This is a genomic window from Albidovulum marisflavi (genome assembly GCF_025751435.1).
Classification (GTDB): Bacteria; Pseudomonadota; Alphaproteobacteria; order Rhodobacterales; family Rhodobacteraceae; genus Albidovulum; species Albidovulum marisflavi.
On record NZ_JAOWKY010000006.1, the window covers coordinates 141,677 to 158,000 of the forward strand.

General features: G+C 63.2%; 14 protein-coding genes and 1 pseudogene. 10 read left to right on the forward strand and 5 right to left on the reverse strand.

What is annotated here, in order from left to right:
• The first annotated feature begins 42 nt into the window (after positions 1–42).
• A complete protein-coding gene (locus tag OEW28_RS17860; protein WP_263736154.1) occupies positions 43–1,017 on the forward strand; it encodes a DUF808 domain-containing protein in 975 nt (324 codons plus the stop codon).
• Between the two features lie 76 nt (positions 1,018–1,093).
• Here the strand turns inward: OEW28_RS17860 and tkt are convergent, their stop codons facing one another.
• Positions 1,094–3,112 (reverse strand): transketolase, encoded by a 2,019-nt coding sequence (tkt, locus tag OEW28_RS17865; protein ID WP_263736155.1) that lies wholly within the window; start codon positions 3,110–3,112, stop codon positions 1,094–1,096.
• Positions 3,113–3,332: 220 nt separating this feature from the next.
• On the opposite strand from tkt, the gene OEW28_RS17870 reads away from it, so the two are divergent.
• The 3 genes and pseudogenes from OEW28_RS17870 to OEW28_RS18920 form a co-directional block, all read left to right on the forward strand.
• Positions 3,333–3,794 carry a hypothetical protein gene (locus tag OEW28_RS17870; protein ID WP_263736156.1) on the forward strand — a complete coding sequence of 154 codons (462 nt, stop codon included), beginning with the start codon at positions 3,333–3,335 and terminating at the stop codon, positions 3,792–3,794.
• Entirely contained in the window at positions 3,794–4,174 is a 381-nt protein-coding gene (locus OEW28_RS17875) for a cell division protein ZapA (protein ID WP_263736157.1), read from the forward strand. The genes OEW28_RS17870 and OEW28_RS17875 overlap by 1 nt, the downstream gene beginning before the upstream one ends.
• Before the next feature lie 131 nt (positions 4,175–4,305).
• Positions 4,306–4,503 (forward strand): annotated as a pseudogene (locus OEW28_RS18920) (MliC family protein); the annotation flags it as partial.
• Positions 4,504–4,506: 3 nt separating this feature from the next.
• Here OEW28_RS18920 and grxD read toward each other — a convergent pair.
• From grxD to OEW28_RS17895, 4 genes are all read right to left on the reverse strand, one after another.
• Positions 4,507–4,875, reverse strand: a complete 369-nt coding sequence (grxD, locus tag OEW28_RS17880) for a Grx4 family monothiol glutaredoxin (RefSeq protein WP_263736158.1) — start codon at positions 4,873–4,875, stop codon at positions 4,507–4,509.
• Positions 4,876–4,881: 6 nt separating this feature from the next.
• Complete coding sequence (locus OEW28_RS17885; protein WP_263736159.1) at positions 4,882–5,124, reverse strand: BolA family transcriptional regulator; 243 nt, start codon at positions 5,122–5,124, stop codon at positions 4,882–4,884.
• A 127-nt stretch (positions 5,125–5,251) separates the two neighbouring features.
• A complete protein-coding gene (purL, locus tag OEW28_RS17890) occupies positions 5,252–7,411 on the reverse strand; it encodes a phosphoribosylformylglycinamidine synthase subunit PurL (RefSeq protein ID WP_263736160.1) in 2,160 nt (719 codons plus the stop codon).
• A 468-nt stretch (positions 7,412–7,879) separates the two neighbouring features.
• Positions 7,880–8,800 (reverse strand): LysR family transcriptional regulator, encoded by a 921-nt coding sequence (locus tag OEW28_RS17895; RefSeq protein ID WP_263736161.1) that lies wholly within the window; start codon positions 8,798–8,800, stop codon positions 7,880–7,882.
• Between the two features lie 146 nt (positions 8,801–8,946).
• Between OEW28_RS17895 and OEW28_RS17900 the strand changes: the two genes are divergently transcribed.
• The 6 genes from OEW28_RS17900 to ccmE all read left to right on the forward strand — a co-directional run bounded on the left by OEW28_RS17900 (position 8,947) and on the right by ccmE (position 16,292).
• A complete protein-coding gene (locus OEW28_RS17900; protein WP_263736162.1) occupies positions 8,947–12,360 on the forward strand; it encodes an indolepyruvate ferredoxin oxidoreductase family protein in 3,414 nt (1,137 codons plus the stop codon).
• A 75-nt stretch (positions 12,361–12,435) separates the two neighbouring features.
• A complete protein-coding gene (locus OEW28_RS17905; RefSeq protein ID WP_263736163.1) occupies positions 12,436–13,308 on the forward strand; it encodes a lysophospholipid acyltransferase family protein in 873 nt (290 codons plus the stop codon).
• A 29-nt stretch (positions 13,309–13,337) separates the two neighbouring features.
• On the forward strand, positions 13,338–14,150 hold the full coding sequence (locus tag OEW28_RS17910; protein WP_263736164.1) for a glutamate racemase: 813 nt from the start codon (positions 13,338–13,340) through the stop codon (positions 14,148–14,150).
• 126 nt (positions 14,151–14,276) lie between these two features.
• Positions 14,277–15,155, forward strand: coding sequence for a DMT family transporter (locus OEW28_RS17915; protein WP_263736165.1), 879 nt, complete (start codon positions 14,277–14,279; stop codon positions 15,153–15,155).
• A 41-nt stretch (positions 15,156–15,196) separates the two neighbouring features.
• Positions 15,197–15,766 (forward strand): RNA 2',3'-cyclic phosphodiesterase, encoded by a 570-nt coding sequence (gene thpR / locus OEW28_RS17920; protein WP_263736166.1) that lies wholly within the window; start codon positions 15,197–15,199, stop codon positions 15,764–15,766.
• A 67-nt stretch (positions 15,767–15,833) separates the two neighbouring features.
• The gene (gene ccmE, locus OEW28_RS17925; protein WP_263736167.1) at positions 15,834–16,292 is read left to right on the forward strand and encodes a cytochrome c maturation protein CcmE; all 459 of its coding nucleotides are present in this window, start codon (positions 15,834–15,836) and stop codon (positions 16,290–16,292) included.
• The last annotated feature ends 32 nt before the right edge of the window (positions 16,293–16,324 follow it).

Below are 16,324 nucleotides of genomic sequence, written 5' to 3' on the forward strand. Positions count from 1 at the left end.
CCCGCAATAGGCTAGGGTGGCGCGGATTCGAAGGAGATGGAAATGAGCGGCCTGCTTGCGCTTCTTGATGATGTTGCAGCGATTGCAAAGGTGGCCGCCGCGTCGATCGATGATGTGGCCGGCGCGGCGGCAAAAGCGGGAACCAAGGCCGCGGGCGTCGTGATCGACGATGCGGCGGTGACCCCCAAGTACGTTCATGGATTCGAGGCGAACCGAGAGCTTCCGATCATCGGCCAGATCGCACTTGGCTCGCTCAAGAACAAGATCCTGATCCTCTTGCCCGCAGCACTCTTGCTGTCGGCGTTCCTTCCGGCCGCGATCACCCCGATACTGGCCTTGGGCGGGGCCTACCTGTGTTTCGAAGGGGCCGAGAAGATCTTCCATGTCCTGTTTCCGCACGGCGATCACGTGGTCGAGGCGGATTTCGACGTGAAGGACCCCGGACATCTGGAACGCGCGAAGATCGCTGGCGCCATCAAGACGGATTTCATCCTGTCCGCCGAAATCATGACCATCGCGCTTTCCGCGATTCCCGAAAGCGGGTTCATCATGGAGGCGGCGGCCTTGGCAATTGCCGGGGCTGGTATCACCGCAGCAGTCTACGGAAGCGTGGCGCTGATCGTGAAGATGGACGACGTCGGGCTGTTCCTGGCCAAGCACGGGCGACTTGGGGCGACGCGCACCTTTGGCCGCGGATTGGTCGTGGCTATGCCAAGGTTCATGAGTTTTCTGTCGACCGTCGGAACGGCGGCGATGCTGTGGGTTGGCGGTTCGATCGTCATTCACGGGCTGGAATACGCGGGCGTCACGGCGATCGGCCATGCCATCCACGACTGGGCTGCCGCCGTCGGGCATGCGACGCCCGTGCTGCCCGGCGCAGTCGAATGGTTGACCAAGGCGACGCTGGACGGCGTGTTTGGTCTCGCGCTCGGCTTCGTCCTGATCCCCATCGCGACACGGGCCATTGTTCCCATGTGGAACCGCCTGTCGCGTCTGTTCAGCCGCAAGCGAGCCTGATCCCGTGATGCGCTCGGGAAACGAATACGGCGGCCAACTGGCCGCCGTACTCACATTCATCAGTTGATGCGCCTGATCAGAGCAGCGCCTTGGCCTTTTCCGCGACCGACTCGGCGGTGATGCCGAATTCGGCGTAAAGCCGCTCGGCGGGGGCAGAAGCGCCGAAGCCCTCCATGCCCACGAAGGCGGCCTTCTTCTCGTTCCCGCGTTCGCCCAGCAGGAAGCGGTCCCAGGGCTGGCGCACAGCGGCTTCGACCGCGACTCGGACGGGGCCGGCGGGCAGAATGCGCTTGCGGTAGGCTTCGGGCTGCTCGGCGAAAAGTTCCAAGCAGGGCATGGAAACGACGCGTGTGCCGATGCCCTCGGCTTCCAGAAGGTCGCGTGCCTTCAGGGCGATCTCTACCTCGGACCCCGTAGCCATCAGGATCACGCGGCGCTTGCCCGTCGCCTCGGCCAGCACGTAGCCGCCCTGGGCGGTCAGGTTCTTGGCGGTGTGGGTGGTGCGGACGGTCGGAAGGTTCTGCCGTGACAGCGCCAGCACCGAGGGCGTCCTGGTCGTGGTCAGCGCAAGTTCCCAGGCCTCGGCCGTTTCCACCAGATCGGCGGGACGGAAGGTCCAGGTGTTCGGCGTGGCCCGGCAAATCGCCAGATGTTCGACCGGCTGGTGCGTCGGGCCGTCTTCGCCCAGGCCGATGGAGTCATGCGTCATCACGTAAACCGTGGGGACGCCCATCAGCGCCGAAAGCCGCATCGCGCCGCGCGCATAGTCGGTGAAGCACAGGAAGGTGCCGCCGTACGGGCGGACGCCGCCATGCAGCACCATGCCGTTCATCGCCGCCGCCATGCCGTGTTCACGGATGCCGTAATGGACGTGGCGACCCTTGCGGTTCTCGGGGGTGAAGACGCCGAGTTCCGCAGTCTTGGTCAGGTTCGACCCGGTCAGGTCGGCCGAGCCGCCGATCGTTTCCGGCATGACCGGGTTCACCGCGGCAAGAACCATCTCTGACGCCTTGCGGGTGGCGACCTTGGTCAGCTTTTCCGAGGCTTCCTTCTTGACGCCGCGGATCGCCGCGGCAAGCTTCCTGGGCGCGTCCAGTGTCATCTGGCGTTCGAACTCGGCGCGCTTTGCGGGGGACAGCGCGGCAAGGCGGGCTTCCCATTCTGCCCTTGCGGACGCCCCGCGCGATCCAATCGCGCGCCACGCCGACAGGATGTTGTCCGGGATCACAAATGCGTCGTAGTCCCAGCCATAGATCGCCTTGGTCACCTTGATCTCATCGGGGCCAAGGGGGGAACCGTGGGCGCCCGCGGTGTCCTGCTTCTTCGGGCTGCCGAAGCCGATGTGGGTCTTGCAGTCGACCAGCACCGGACGATCCGATCCCTTTGCCTCGGTCAGAGCGCGGTCGATGTCGACCGGGTCATGGCCGTCGCAAGAAATCACCTTCCATCCCGATGCCGCGAAGCGCGCGCGCTGGTCGGTCACGTCGGACATCGAGATCGGACCGTCGATCGAGATGTTGTTGTTGTCCCAAAGCACGATCAGCTTGCCAAGCTTCTGCATCCCGGCAAGGCCGATGGCCTCTTGGCTGATGCCTTCCATGAGGCAGCCGTCGCCCGCGATGACCCAGGTGGTGTGGTCCACGATCTTGGCGCCAAAGCGCGCGCGCATGGATTCCTCGGCCATGGCGAAGCCGACAGAGTTGGAAATGCCCTGGCCCAGCGGACCGGTCGTCGTTTCAACGCCAGACACATGACCATATTCCGGATGACCCGCGGTGATCGCGCCCCATTGGCGGAAGTTCTTGATCTGGTCCAGCGTCACATCCTCGTATCCCGTGAGGTAGAGAAGCGCGTAGATCAGCATGGAGCCATGGCCGGCGGACAGGATGAAGCGGTCCCGATCGGCCCATTTTGGCGCGGAGGCGTCGAACTTGAGGTGTTTTTCGAACAGCACCGTCGCCACGTCGGCCATGCCCATCGGCATGCCAGGGTGACCGGAATTGGCCGCCTGAACGGCATCCATGGCCAGCGCGCGAATGGCGCAGGCTTTCATCCAGTGATCGGCGTGTTTCTCGCGAAGCGTGGCAATATCCAAGGGCCCGGTCCTTATGAAGCAGCATTGACTTGCGCGCTTGATAGCAGCCATCCGGGCAAGATCAAGCTCAGCGCCTAAGGCATTGGCCGGGAAGGGGCAGAAAAGCACTTTGGGTTCCGGTAAACTGACCCCGCATGGTGCGTTCCGGCGATTCGGCCGGGCGCGGGCGGATAGCGGGCAAAGACCCGCGTGCGCAGATCGACAGAAGGGGCCTGCCGTCATGAGTGATATCACCGAACTTGAACGCCGCGTAACCGCCGCGCTGACGCGGATCGACAGGGCCTTGGACGGGATGTCGCGACCTTCGGCCGATGATCCGGCCCTGCGCGAGGCGCTGGAAACCGAGCGTGCCGCCAATGCGCAACTGACAGAGCGCGTCCGCGCCATCAAGGAAAAGCAGGAAACGATCGCCTCTTCGCTTGAGCGCAAGGTGGCGCAGTTGACGCGACAGCTTGATACCTCGTCGCGCGAACTGGCCAGGCAAAGGGCCGTCAACGCAGATCTTGTGGCGACGAACCGCCGCCTGAACGACGCGGCGAGAGACGGATTGGCATCGGTCGAGCTTGTGAATGCGGCGATGGAGAGCGAGCTTGTCGCTCTTCGCGCTGAACGCGAAGCGGAAGTGGCCGAGATCGATGAAATCCTGGCCGAGCTCAAACCCCTGATCGGAGAGGTGGCCTGATGCCTGAGATGAGGATCACGATAGGCGGTCGCGAATTCGAAGTTGCGTGCCAGGAAGGCGAGGAACAGTTTCTGCGTTCGGCCGCCCAGCTTCTGGACAGCGAGGCCAGCGCGGTGATTTCCCAGTCGGGCAGGATGCCAGAGGCCAGGATGCTTCTGATGGCCGGGCTGATGATCGCGGACAAGGCGGCGGGACTTGAGGACAAGCTGCGCGAGGTGGAAGAGCGCGCCATGCTGGCGGAACGCGTCGCCGCGAACGCCCGCGCGAATCCCGAAAGGGTCGAGGTTCCCGTGATTCCCGACGTGGTGACCGACACGCTGGCCGAGATTGCGGCACGGGCCGAATCCCTGGCCGCCCGTCTCGAGGAACGCGCGGGATGAAATCCCCGGCGGCCCTGGCGATGGCACTTGCGGCAATGCCCGCCTGCGCCGAGGTCGAGATCCTGTCGTCCCGATACCATTGCGAACGTGGTGTCGAGGTGCCTGTTACCTAATTCAACTCAGCCGAAGGGTCGGCCGTCGTTCTGAACGTCGCGGGACGGCAGATCGCGCTGTCATCGATGCCGACAGGGTCCGGCGCGCGTTGTGCCTGGCCAGGCGACGGGTCGGGATATGTCTGGTGGACAAAGGATAACGGCGCCATGCTGCTTTGGCATGACGCCGCTTCCGGCGATGAGACGACGCTTTGGAAGGAATGCCGGACCGGTTGACGGTCAGGCGTTCGCCTCGCGGATCTTGTCCGCGGCTTCCTTGGAATAACTGATGCCGTTGGCCTCGAACAGCTGGTCGAGCTCGCCAGAAAGGGTCATCTCGGTGATGATGTCGCAGCCGCCGACGAATTCGCCCTTGACGTAAAGCTGCGGGATGGTCGGCCAGTCGGAGAAATCCTTGATGCCCTGACGGATGTCGGCATCGGCCAGAACGTTTACGTCGACATAGTCCACGCCCATGTAGTTCAGCACGCCCGCCACGCGGGACGAAAACCCGCATTGCGGCATGGCTTTCGTGCCCTTCATGTACAGCACGACATCATTTGTCGTCACGGTTTCCCGGATCTTGTCCTGTGCGGTGGTCGTGGTCATCTCGTGTTACTCCGGTGCTTTGGTGGTCAGGGCAAGTGCGTGAAGCTCTCCGTTCGCGCCGTCCATCTTGCCCTTGAGCGCGGCGTAGACCGCGCGCTGCTGCTGTACGCGGTTCATGCCGCGGAAGCTTTCATCGATCACCTCTGCGGCGTAGTGGTTCCCGTCGCCCGCCAGGTCGGTAATCGTGATCTTCGCCTGCGGGAACGAGGCCCTGATAAGGTTCTCGATGTCCTGCGCTTCCATCGCCATGGGGCGTCCTTTCGTTCAGTCCTTGGCCAATACTTAAGCCTGCGCGCGGTACGCCGCAAGGTTCTGCGCGGGGCTGGGTCAAAGCCTCGCGCAGGACCGCGTCAGCGCCCAGGAAACCCAATCGCAGTTAAGCGACCGCCGCGGCAAACGCGCTGCGGTAGATGTCGGAAAGCTGCGCAACCGGCGCTTCGGACGTGCCGAAGCGAACCTGGGCGCCGCCGAAAAGACCGACCTTTGAGACGGTAACCCCGGCGTCGCGGGCTGCCGCAAGCAGAGCGTCGACGGAGTCCGCTTCGACGGCCACGAGGTAGCGCGCCTGGTCTTCACCGAAAAGCTGGCCGACATCGCCGGTGTCCAGAGTCACGCCCAGTCCCGCGGCCTCGGCCATCTCGAACGCGGCAAGCGCCAGTCCGCCTTCGGAAAGGTCGGTCGCTGCCCGGACAAGCTTGCGGTTGGCGCGAAGGAAGTTGCCGTTCTTGCGCTCAAGCGCCAGATCGACATGGGGCGCGTCGCCCTCTTCACGGCCGAAGGCCTCGTAAAGAAGCGCCGACTGGCCAAGGTGTCCCGCGGTTTCACCGATGACGATCGCATGATCGCCTTCGCCGGGCAGGCCTGCGATCAGATCATCCAGCGTCGCCAGAAGCCCGACGGCACCGATGGTCGGCGTCGGCAGGATGCCCTTGCCGTCCGTTTCGTTGTAAAGCGATACGTTCCCCGAAACGATCGGGAAGTCCAGCGTGCGGCAGGCTTCCCCGATGCCTTTGATCGCGCCGACGAACTGGCCCATGATCTCGGGCTTTTCGGGGTTGCCGAAGTTCAGGTTGTCGGTCGCGGCCAGCGGGGTCGCGCCCACCGCGGTCAGGTTGCGCCAGGCTTCGGCAACGGCCTGCTTGCCGCCCTCGTAAGGGTTCGCCTTGACGTAGCGCGGGGTCACGTCCGAGGTGAAGGCCAGGGCCTTTTCGGTTCCGTGCACACGCACGACGCCTGCGCCCAAGCCCGGTGCGCGCACCGTATCCGCCATGACCGAAGTGTCGTACTGTTCCCAGACCCAGGCCTTGTTGGCATGGTTCGGGGAGGAGATCAGCGCCTTCAATCCCTCGATCGGGTCGATGTCGAGCGCGTCTTCGAAGGCCGCGCGGGTCGGGGTTTCAACCCAGGGGCGGTCGTATTCAGGGGCGCTGGACGACAGCTTGGACAGCGGCAGGTCGGCCTTGATCTCGTTTCCGTGGAGGATCAGGAACCGGTCCTCGGCGATGGTTTCGCCGACGATGGCGAAATCCAGGTCCCATTTTTCGAAGATTGCGCGCGCAACGGATTCACGCTCCGGCTTCAGCACCATGAGCATCCGCTCCTGGCTTTCCGACAGCATCATCTCGTACGCGGTCATGTTTTTTTCGCGCTGCGGCACGTTGTCGAGCTGTAGCTTGATGCCAAGGCCGCCCTTGTCGCCCATCTCGACCGCCGAACAGGTCAGGCCCGCGGCCCCCATGTCCTGAATAGAGATGACCGAGTCCGAGGCCATGAGTTCAAGGCAGGCCTCCAGCAGGCGCTTCTCGGTGAAGGGGTCGCCCACCTGCACCGTCGGGCGCTTTTCCTCGATCGTGTCGTCGAATTCCGCGCTCGCCATGGTCGCGCCGCCGACGCCATCCCGACCGGTCTTCGCACCAAGGTAGACAACCGGCATGCCGACGCCCGAGGCCGCGGAATAGAAGATCTTGTCCGCATCGGCGAGTCCCGCCGCGAAAGCGTTCACAAGGCAGTTTCCGTTGTAGCTGGCGTGGAAGCGAACCTCGCCACCCACGTTCGGCACGCCAAAGCAGTTACCGTAGGAGCCGACGCCTTCGACCACGCCCTTGACCAGATGCGCGGTCTTGGGGTGGGAGGGCAGTCCGAAGGAAAGTGCGTCCATCGCGGCGATCGGGCGTGCGCCCATGGTGAATACGTCGCGCAGGATGCCGCCCACGCCCGTCGCGGCCCCCTGATGGGGCTCGATGTACGAGGGGTGGTTGTGGCTTTCCATCTTGAAGACCACCGCCTGGCCGTCGCCGATATCGACGACGCCCGCGTTCTCGCCCGGTCCGCAGATGACTTGCGCGCCGGTGGTGTGCAACGTGCGCAGCCACTTCTTCGAGGACTTGTAGGAACAATGCTCGTTCCACATGGCCGAGAAGATCCCGAGCTCGGTAAAGGTCGGTTCGCGGCCGATGATCTCCAGGATTCGCTGGTATTCGTCCGGCTTGAGCCCGTGCGCGGCGATCAGGTCGTTGGTGATCTGCGGTTCCTGCATGTCGTTTCCCCCAAGGCGCGCTGGCGATTTCGCGCCTTTTAGGGGGGAAGACAGTAAGAGAAAAGGCCCGAAAATCCGCACGACGGCATTTGTGTCGCGATTGCCCGCGTATTCCCTTGCAGGCGGAGGATTGGGCGGCGTCGTTCGGGCACAGCCCGGCAGCCGTCCTCATGTTGCGGAGATTTTGTGCGCCCGCAGCAAATCTGTTCGCCGCATGTGCAATTACCAAGGAAATCCGAAAAATCTTCGTTAAACAGCAGCTTGCGCCATGGACAGCCGTCGCCGACTGTGCAGGGATCGCTATAGGCAAAAAAAAAGGCCGAGACAAAGCTCGGCCGAAGTCCAACAGGGAGGTAGAAAGCTGCGGGAATACTCAACCGCTGCCTTCTGAGGTCCATCTAGGGACATGCCGGCTGTGGATCAAGAAAAAACAAATGCCGCAAAGCACAATGCCGCTATGCGTTGCAGTCATGCCTCATGCGCAATGGCCTGATGTTCGATGGCCTGACGCTTGCGGTAGGCGATGATTTCTTCGGTCACGAAGTCCCTGAAGACCGCCACGCGCTTCGAGTGTCTCAGTTCCTCCGGGTAGGCCAGGAACACCGGAACCTCGCCCGACTCCACGTCGGGAAACACTCGAACAAGATGCGGAAAATCCTCGGTCAGGTAGTCCGGCAGGACGCCTATGCCCAGGTGGCTTCGCACCGCCTGCAGGACGCCATAGTAGTTGTTGACGGTCAGAGTGGATCGAATGTCGTATGTCATCAGGTGTTGCACCAGAACGCCGCCGGCCTGCACCTGCGCAGCATTGGCGCTCTGGCAGATGAGCCTGTGGTTCGACAGACCTTCCAGCGTGTCGGGCATACCGCGTTCTGCCAGATACTCGGGCGATGCATAAAGGCGCATCCTGATGTTTATCAACCGCCGGCGGATAAGATCGGCCTGGCTGGGTTCCTTCATCCTGATCGCCACATCGGCTTCGCGCATTGCAAGATCAAGCACACGCTCCTCAAGCATCAAGTCGATCTTCAGGTCCGGATACTTTTCATAAAGCGCGGGCAGACGCGGGGCCAGCCAGAGCGTTCCAAAGCCCGTCGTCGTGGTCACCCGGATTTCGCCATAGACCTCATCCTCGCTGTCGCGGATGCGCGCGGCGGTTGCCTCCAGCCGCTTGTTCATCGAGCGCGTGGCTTCGAACAGAAGCTCCCCTTGCTCGGTAAGAATCAGGCCCCGCGCGTGGCGGTGGAAAAGCGTCGTATCAAGGCTTTCCTCAAGCGCGCGGATTTGGCGGCTGATGGCGGATTGCGACAGATGCAACGTATCGCCTGCATGGGTGAGAGAGCCGGCGTCAGCGACCGCGTGAAAGATTCTGAGCTTGTCCCAATCCATGAGCGTAATTTCCTGTCGTCTTTCTGCCTTGCTCCGCAAGCTGCCCTACATAATGCGCAAACCAGTGACAAAAAGGTGTGGCGCGCACAAATTATTTTGTAGGTCAGCAATTTTGACCTATAATGCCACCGCAGGGCAGGAGAACCATGATGCGACACGACGTTACCCTAGCGGACCGCTTCGACCTTACCAAGTCATCCGTGCTGCTGAACGGCACGCAGGCACTGGTTCGCCTAATGCTTATGCAGAAGGAACGTGATCGCATCTTAGGTTTGCACACGGCGGGCTATGTCTCGGGCTATCGCGGATCGCCGCTGGGTGGGGTGGACCAGCAGATGGCGCGTGAGGACAAGCTGCTGAAGGCCAATGACATCCTGTTTCGGCCGGGCCTTAACGAAGATCTGGCCGCGACCGCCATCTGGGGCACCCAGCAGGCGGAACTGCGGGGGGAGGGAAAGTACGACGGCGTCTTTTCGTTGTGGTACGGCAAGGGCCCCGGCGTAGATCGTTCGGGCGACGTGATGCGTCACGCGAACATGGCCGGGACATCCAGGCACGGCGGTGTGTTGATGGCAATGGGGGATGACCACACCGGCGAGAGTTCGACCGTGTGCCACCAGTCCGACTGGGCGCTTGTCGATGCCTACATGCCGATCGTCTCGCCGGCGGGTGTGCAGGAAATCCTGGACTTTGGCCTTTACGGGTTTGCCCTGTCGCGCTTTTCCGGCCTCTGGGTCGGGCTGAAGACCATGAAGGACACGATCGAGGTGACCTCGGTCGTCGATGGCAGCCTTGACCGGATGAGCTTTGTCACGCCCGACTTCCCGATGCCGGAGGGCGGGCTGAACATCCGCTTGAAGGATCACTGGATACCGCAAGAAGCGCGCATGATCGACCACAAGCGCTTCGCGGCCGAGGCTTTTGCCCGCGCCAACCGCATCGACCGTCGCGTGTGGGGCAAGTCGGGGGCGAAGATAGGTTTCGTGGCAGCGGGCAAGAACTGGCTGGACCTGACGCACGCGCTTGCCCTTCTCGGCATCGACGCGGCCGAAGCGGAGCGGCTTGGCATTACGACCTACAAGGTGGGGCAGACCTTCCCGCTTGACATGACCTCTTTCCACGACTGGGCCGAAGGGCTCGACCTGATCGTGGTGGTCGAGGAAAAGCGCAAGCTGATCGAGGTCCAGATCAAGGAGGCGATATTCGACGACCGCCGCGGGCGGCGCGTCTATGGCTGGTACAAGGGCGGCGCGGGCAACATGCATGAACAGGAGCTGTTCCCAACCAGGATGGCCCTGGATCCGGTGATGGTGGCCGCGCGGATCGGCGAGATCCTGAAAGAGGAGGGGCGCGGTACGGATCGCGTAAAGGCGGCACTTCAAGTCATTGAAGAATCTCAGAAAGAAGCAAACACTCAGGACCTGGCCGCGCGGCTTCCCTATTTCTGTTCGGGCTGCCCTCATAACACGTCGACCAAGCTTCCCGAGGGAAGTCGGGCCTATGCCGGGATCGGATGTCACTTCATGGTCCAGTGGATGGATCGCGCCACCACCGGCTTCACGCACATGGGCGGAGAGGGCGCGAACTGGGTCGGCGAGGCGCCGTTTTCGACGCGCGATCACGTGTTTCAGAACCTTGGCGACGGGACCTACAATCACTCGGGACTGCTGGCCATCCGAGCTGCGCTCGCGGCCGGGACGAACATCACCTACAAGATCCTTTTCAACGATGCAGTTGCGATGACGGGTGGGCAGGCGAACGAAGGCGGTCTGACGGCAGACCGCATCGCGCGCGAAGTTCTGGCCATGGGCGTCCGTCACGTCGCGGTCGTCATGGACGACAAGGAAGAGGTCGACCGGAGCCTGTTCCCATCGGGAGTGGACTTCCATCTGCGCGACGAGCTGATGGCAGTTCAGGAAAAACTTAGCAAGAACAAAGGCGTGTCCGTAATCGTTTACGTTCAGACCTGCGCCGCCGAAAAGCGCCGCCGTCGCAAGCGTGGGACTTTCCCCGATCCCGACAAGCGCGTCTTCATCAACACCGACGTGTGCGAGGGTTGCGGCGACTGCGGAGTCCAGTCGAACTGCGTTTCAATCGTGCCGGTGGAAACGGAACTTGGCCGCAAGCGGGCGATAGATCAGTCTTCGTGCAACAAGGACTATTCCTGCCTGAAGGGGTTTTGCCCGTCTTTCGTGACCCTTGAAGGCGCCAGAGTGAAGAAGGCGGCGGCGACCGAATTTCATCTGCCGGAATTGCCGGACCCCAAGCTGCCCGGGATTTCGGGTACGCACAACGTGGTCGTCACCGGTGTGGGCGGGACCGGTGTCGTCACCATCGGCGCGGTCATGGCAATGGCGGCGCACCTTGACGGCAAGGCGGCCGGAATGATGGAGATGGCGGGCCTCGCGCAGAAGGGCGGCGCGGTTCACATCCACCTGCGCCTGGCGGAAAAGCCCCAGGACATCAACGCGATCCGCGTCGCGGTGGGTGAGGCCGACTGCGTGATAGGTGGCGATCTTGTCGTTACCGCCGGTGCAAAGACGCTTGGGCTGATGCGGCGCGGTCGCACCGGGGCGGTGGTGAACAATCACGAAATCATCACGGGAGAGTTCACGCGCAATCGGGAATTCCGACTACCTACCGGGCAGATGCGGCTTGCACTTGAAGCGCGGCTGAACGATCGCGTGACCTTCTTCGACGCGACCGACCTTGCCGCGAAACTGCTTGGCGATGCGATCTATTCCAACATGCTGGTTCTTGGTGCGGCCTGGCAGCAGGGTCTGGTGCCGATCTCTGTGGAAGCGATCCGCAAGGCGATCGAGATGAACGGGGCTGCCGTCAAGGGTAACCTTCGCGCGTTCGAGATTGGACGCTGGGCGGTCGTGGACCCCGAGGGCGTCGAAGATGTTACTTCTGAAGGCGGCGATAAGACATTGTCTTTGCAAGAAAAGATTGATTATCGGGCGGCGCGGTTGGAAGCCTATCAGGATCGGGCCTATGCCGCTCGCTTCAGAAGGCTGGTGGATAGCGCCCCGGCCCCCCTGAAAGAGGCCGTTGCCAAGGGGTATTATCAGCTCTTGGCCTACAAGGACGAGTATGAGGTCGCGCGGCTGCACCTGGAAAGCGCCGCGAAGGCGCGGGAAGAGTTCGAGGGAGACTTTCGAATGACCTTCCACCTCGCCCCTCCGATCCTGGCTGGCAAGGACGCGGGCGGGCGCCCGATAAAGCGCGCCTTCGGTTCATGGGTGCTGCCGCTTTTCCGCGTTCTGGCCGGGATGAAGCGGCTGCGCGGAACCACGCTCGATCCGTTCGGCTGGCTACCCGAGCGCCGGATGGAACGCATGCTGATTGCTCAGTACGAGGCGGACATGACCGAAGTCCTACCGCTTGTTTCCTCCTCGACCGAGGACCAGGCGCGCGCGCTGGCCGAACTGCCGCTTGATATCCGTGGTTTCGGCCCGATCAAGCACGATGCCGTGGCGAAAGCGGCCAAGCGGCGCGAGGAACTTTTGACGCTCATCCGCGCAGGCGGGTCGCCGGCGGCGCAGGCGGCGGAATAAAAAAGGTTCACGCAGGCGTCACGGAAGTGACGCAGAAAACAGGCTCAGTACTGACTGAAACCTTTGGGGGCGGTCATGAACGGCAAGCTTGCGCGCGATATTTCCTACTCCTCCTCGGCGCGGAGCCGCACGGGACGGACCGTGATACGACTGATGGAAAACGTGACCGGCCGACTGTCCCTTATCCGACGGGCCGCCGGGTATCATGACGACGTCGCGGCGGGCGAAGATTTCTGGCGCGTCATGGTGGATCGCTACGGCATCAGCCTGGACGTGATCGCCGGCAGCCTTGAGGACATCCCTGCGCGCGGGCCGCTTATCCTGGTCGCCAATCACCCCTACGGAATTCTTGACGGGCTGGTCATGGGATACCTCCTGTCGGCCCTGCGCGGCGATTTCCGCGTTCTTGCCCATCGGATCTTCCGCCGGGCGGCAGAGCTTGAACGGGTGATCCTCCCCGTCAACTTCGATGAGACACCCGCCGCGCTGCGTGAAAATCTGGCCGTCCGTGCCCAGGCGCTTGACTACCTGGCGGGCGGCGGAGCGATCGGCATCTTCCCTGGCGGCACAGTCTCGACCGCGCCGCGGCCGTTCGGACGCCCGCTGGACCCGATGTGGCGCAACTTCACGGCGCGGATGATCGCAAAGTCGGATGCCACGGTCGTCCCGATCTTCTTCGACGGCGCGAATTCCCGGCTGTTCCAGATGGCGAGCCATCTGCACTGCACGTTGCGCATGGGCCTTCTGATCCGGGAATTCCGCCAGCGGATCGACCGGCCGGTAAGGATCGCGGTGGGCAAGCCCATCGATCCCCAGGAATTGCGTGCGCGACGCGGGGATGGCAAAGCGATGATGGATTTCCTTCGGAAGGCGACGTATGAGTTGTCGCCAAGGCCCCTGCCGTCCATCGGCTACGGCTACGAGTTCGAAGAAAAGTACCGCGCCTGAAAGCCGCGCGGGGTCGCGCGGAGGCAAAAATGGCGGTGGGCATTTTCGATTCGGGACTGGGCGGGCTGACGGTTCTGGATGCTGTTGCGCGCGCGCTGCCCGAAGTTCCCTTCGTCTATTTCGGCGACAACGCCCACGCCCCCTATGGCGTGAGGGATGCGGACGACATCTTCAATCTGACCTGCGCCGCGGTCGAAAGGCTTTGGCTCGAAGGCTGCGACCTTGTGATCCTGGCCTGCAACACGGCCTCGGCAGCGGCGCTGCGGCGCATGCAGGAAACCTGGGTTCCTGACGACAAGCGCGTTCTGGGCGTGTTCGTCCCGCTGATCGAGGCGCTGACGGAACGCCAGTGGGGTGATAATTCCCCGCCGCGGGAGGTTGCCGTAAAGCATGTCGCCCTGTTCGCAACGCCCGCGACGGTCGCGAGCCGTGCTTTCCAGAGGGAACTGGCCTATCGCGCGATCGGTGTCGACGTCGAAGCGCAGCCTTGCGGGGGCGTGGTCGACGCGATCGAGCAAGGCGACGAGATTCTTGCCGAGGCGCTTGTCCGCTCTCATGTGGAGGCTTTGAAGCGCCGGATGCCGATGCCCGAGGCTGCAATCCTCGGGTGCACGCACTACCCCCTGATGGAGCATGCGTTCCGTGCGGCCCTTGGGCCGGAGGTTGCCGTGTTCTCCCAAGCGAACCTCGTCGCCGAAAGCCTGAAGGATTACCTGAACCGCCGGCCCGAGTTCCTGGGATCGGGCCGCGTTTCCAAGTTCCTGACGACCGGCGACCCGCAGCGCGTGTCCGACAAGGCGACGCAGTTCTTGCGCCGGCCCATCCGCTTCGAAGCCGCCTGATCCCGCTCTCACCATCCGGTCATTTTCCTGTCGCAAACGCACCATCCATCGGAAACGAGGTCGCGCGCGGAACAGCGATTCTGCCCGCCGCAGTGAAGTCTTGTTCCCGATGGACGGGAGGACAGGATGCGTTACGGGACCGGTGTCGTTTTGGTGGTGGTCGCAGGGCTGCTGTGGTCCGGATTTGGCCTTGCCGTGCGTCATCTTGACGGGGCAGGGGCGTGGGCCGTGGTCTTCTGGCGCTCGGTCGCGCTTGTTCCGGCGCTGATGCTGTTCGTTTCGTGGCGCTCTCGCGGGCAGGCGATGCGCCGGGTGTTGGCAACGGGTTGGTCGGGCGTCGTGGGCGGACTGTGCCTGATCGCCGCTTCGCTTGGCGGGATCTATTCGATCCAGGCAACGACGGTCGCCAATGCTGTGTTTCTCTTCGCAGCCGCGCCGTTCCTGACCGCGGTTCTTGGCTGGGCACTTCTGGGAGAGCGGGTGCGCGGGGCGACCTGGGCCTCGATCGCGCTTGCCGCGGTGGGGATTTTCATCATGGTGCGCGAAGGGTTGGCGCTTGGCGCGCTAGACGGAAACCTCGCCGCCCTTGGCTCTGCCCTGGGCTTCGCGGGTTTCACGGTTGCGATCCGCTCTGGCCGGCAAGGCGACATGATGCCGACGGTGGTTCTTGGCGGCGTGTTCACCATGATCGCCGCCGCGTTCGTCGCGCCGGCGATGGGCGAGACGCTTTGGGTTTCGACCCATGACATCATCCTGTCCATGGCCATGGGCGCCTGCCTTCTGGCAACGGGAATGGCGCTTTACACGATCGGCAGCCGCGTTATCCCTGCGGCGGAACTGCCGCTTCTGTCGATCGTCGAGGTTTTGCTGGCACCGGTCTGGGTGTGGCTGTTCCTGGGGGAAACCGCCTCGGGCGGAACGGTTCTTGGGGGCACGATCCTTGTCAGCGCGGTGGTTCTGAACGCGCTCAGCGGAATGCGCGGCAGGGCGGTCGTCCCGGCCTGAGCCGGATTGCCCCCGGCCCCATTCCATGAGAGGGATCAGGCATGATCCGCGCATTTTTCGCCCTCACGCTTCCCGACACGGCGCTCGACCAGATCGAGCGTCTTCAGGCCGCCATCCCCTTCGGGCGCGCGGCCCCGGCCGAGAACCTTCATCTGACGCTCGCGTTTCTGGGCGAGGTTTCGCCAGAGACGCTGGAAGCCGCGCATGAGGCCGCGGAAACCTTGGCGCCACCTCCTTTTGCGCTGGAACTCAGGGGACTTGTTCATCTGGGGCGTCAGCCCGGTGGCGTGATCGCTTCGGGCGTGGTGCCCGAGCCGCGTCTGGATGGGCTGGCGAAATCGCTGCGATCGCGGCTTGCCGGAACCGGCATCCAGTTGCCGCGCGAAAGGTTTCGTCCGCATGTGACGCTGATCCGTCTGCGTCAGGACGATGCCGACGATGCCACGCTGGCCCGGATCCTCGGGCGGCACGCGGATTTCCGGGCAGGGCCCATTCCGGTCACCGGGCTGTCGCTGTTCCGGTCCTACCTGGGTGGAGATTCCGCCCGGCACGAGGAACTGGCGCGCTACTCCTTCGATCCCGCGGACCTCCGCGACGTTTTTTCTCGTTGAAACAGCGGCGCGGGACAGCCATCTAGCGATGGCCGGAACGGGACCGGCCGCGGGTCGAGGAAATATCATGAAGGGTTTGAAGAAACAGCGCCGCATCCAGATCATCGTTCTGGCGGTGCTGGCCATGGTGGGTGCGATGGCGGCGTTCAAGTTCGCGATGCCCGACGCGCTGCAATACTTCCGCTCTCCGACCGAGGTTGTGGCGTCCCCTCCGGAGCCCAATGAAACCTTCCGCATCGGCGGCCTTGTCGAGGAAGGAAGCCTTGTCCGGGGCGAGGGGGCCGAAATCACCTTCCGCGTGACGGATGGCAACGGCGTCGTGCCGATTAGCTACACCGGCCTGCTGCCCGACCTCTTCGGTGAGGGCGAAGGCGTCGTCGCGACCGGGAAGCTGGTTGAAGGAACCTTCCAGGCAAGCGAGATCCTGGCCAGGCACGATGAGACCTACATGCCAAAGGAGGTCATAGACGCGCTGAAGGAACAGGGTGTCTACGTCGAACCGGGCGCTTCTGCAGCCATGAATTAACGATATCCGAGGAGCCTTCCGGGACATGCAAG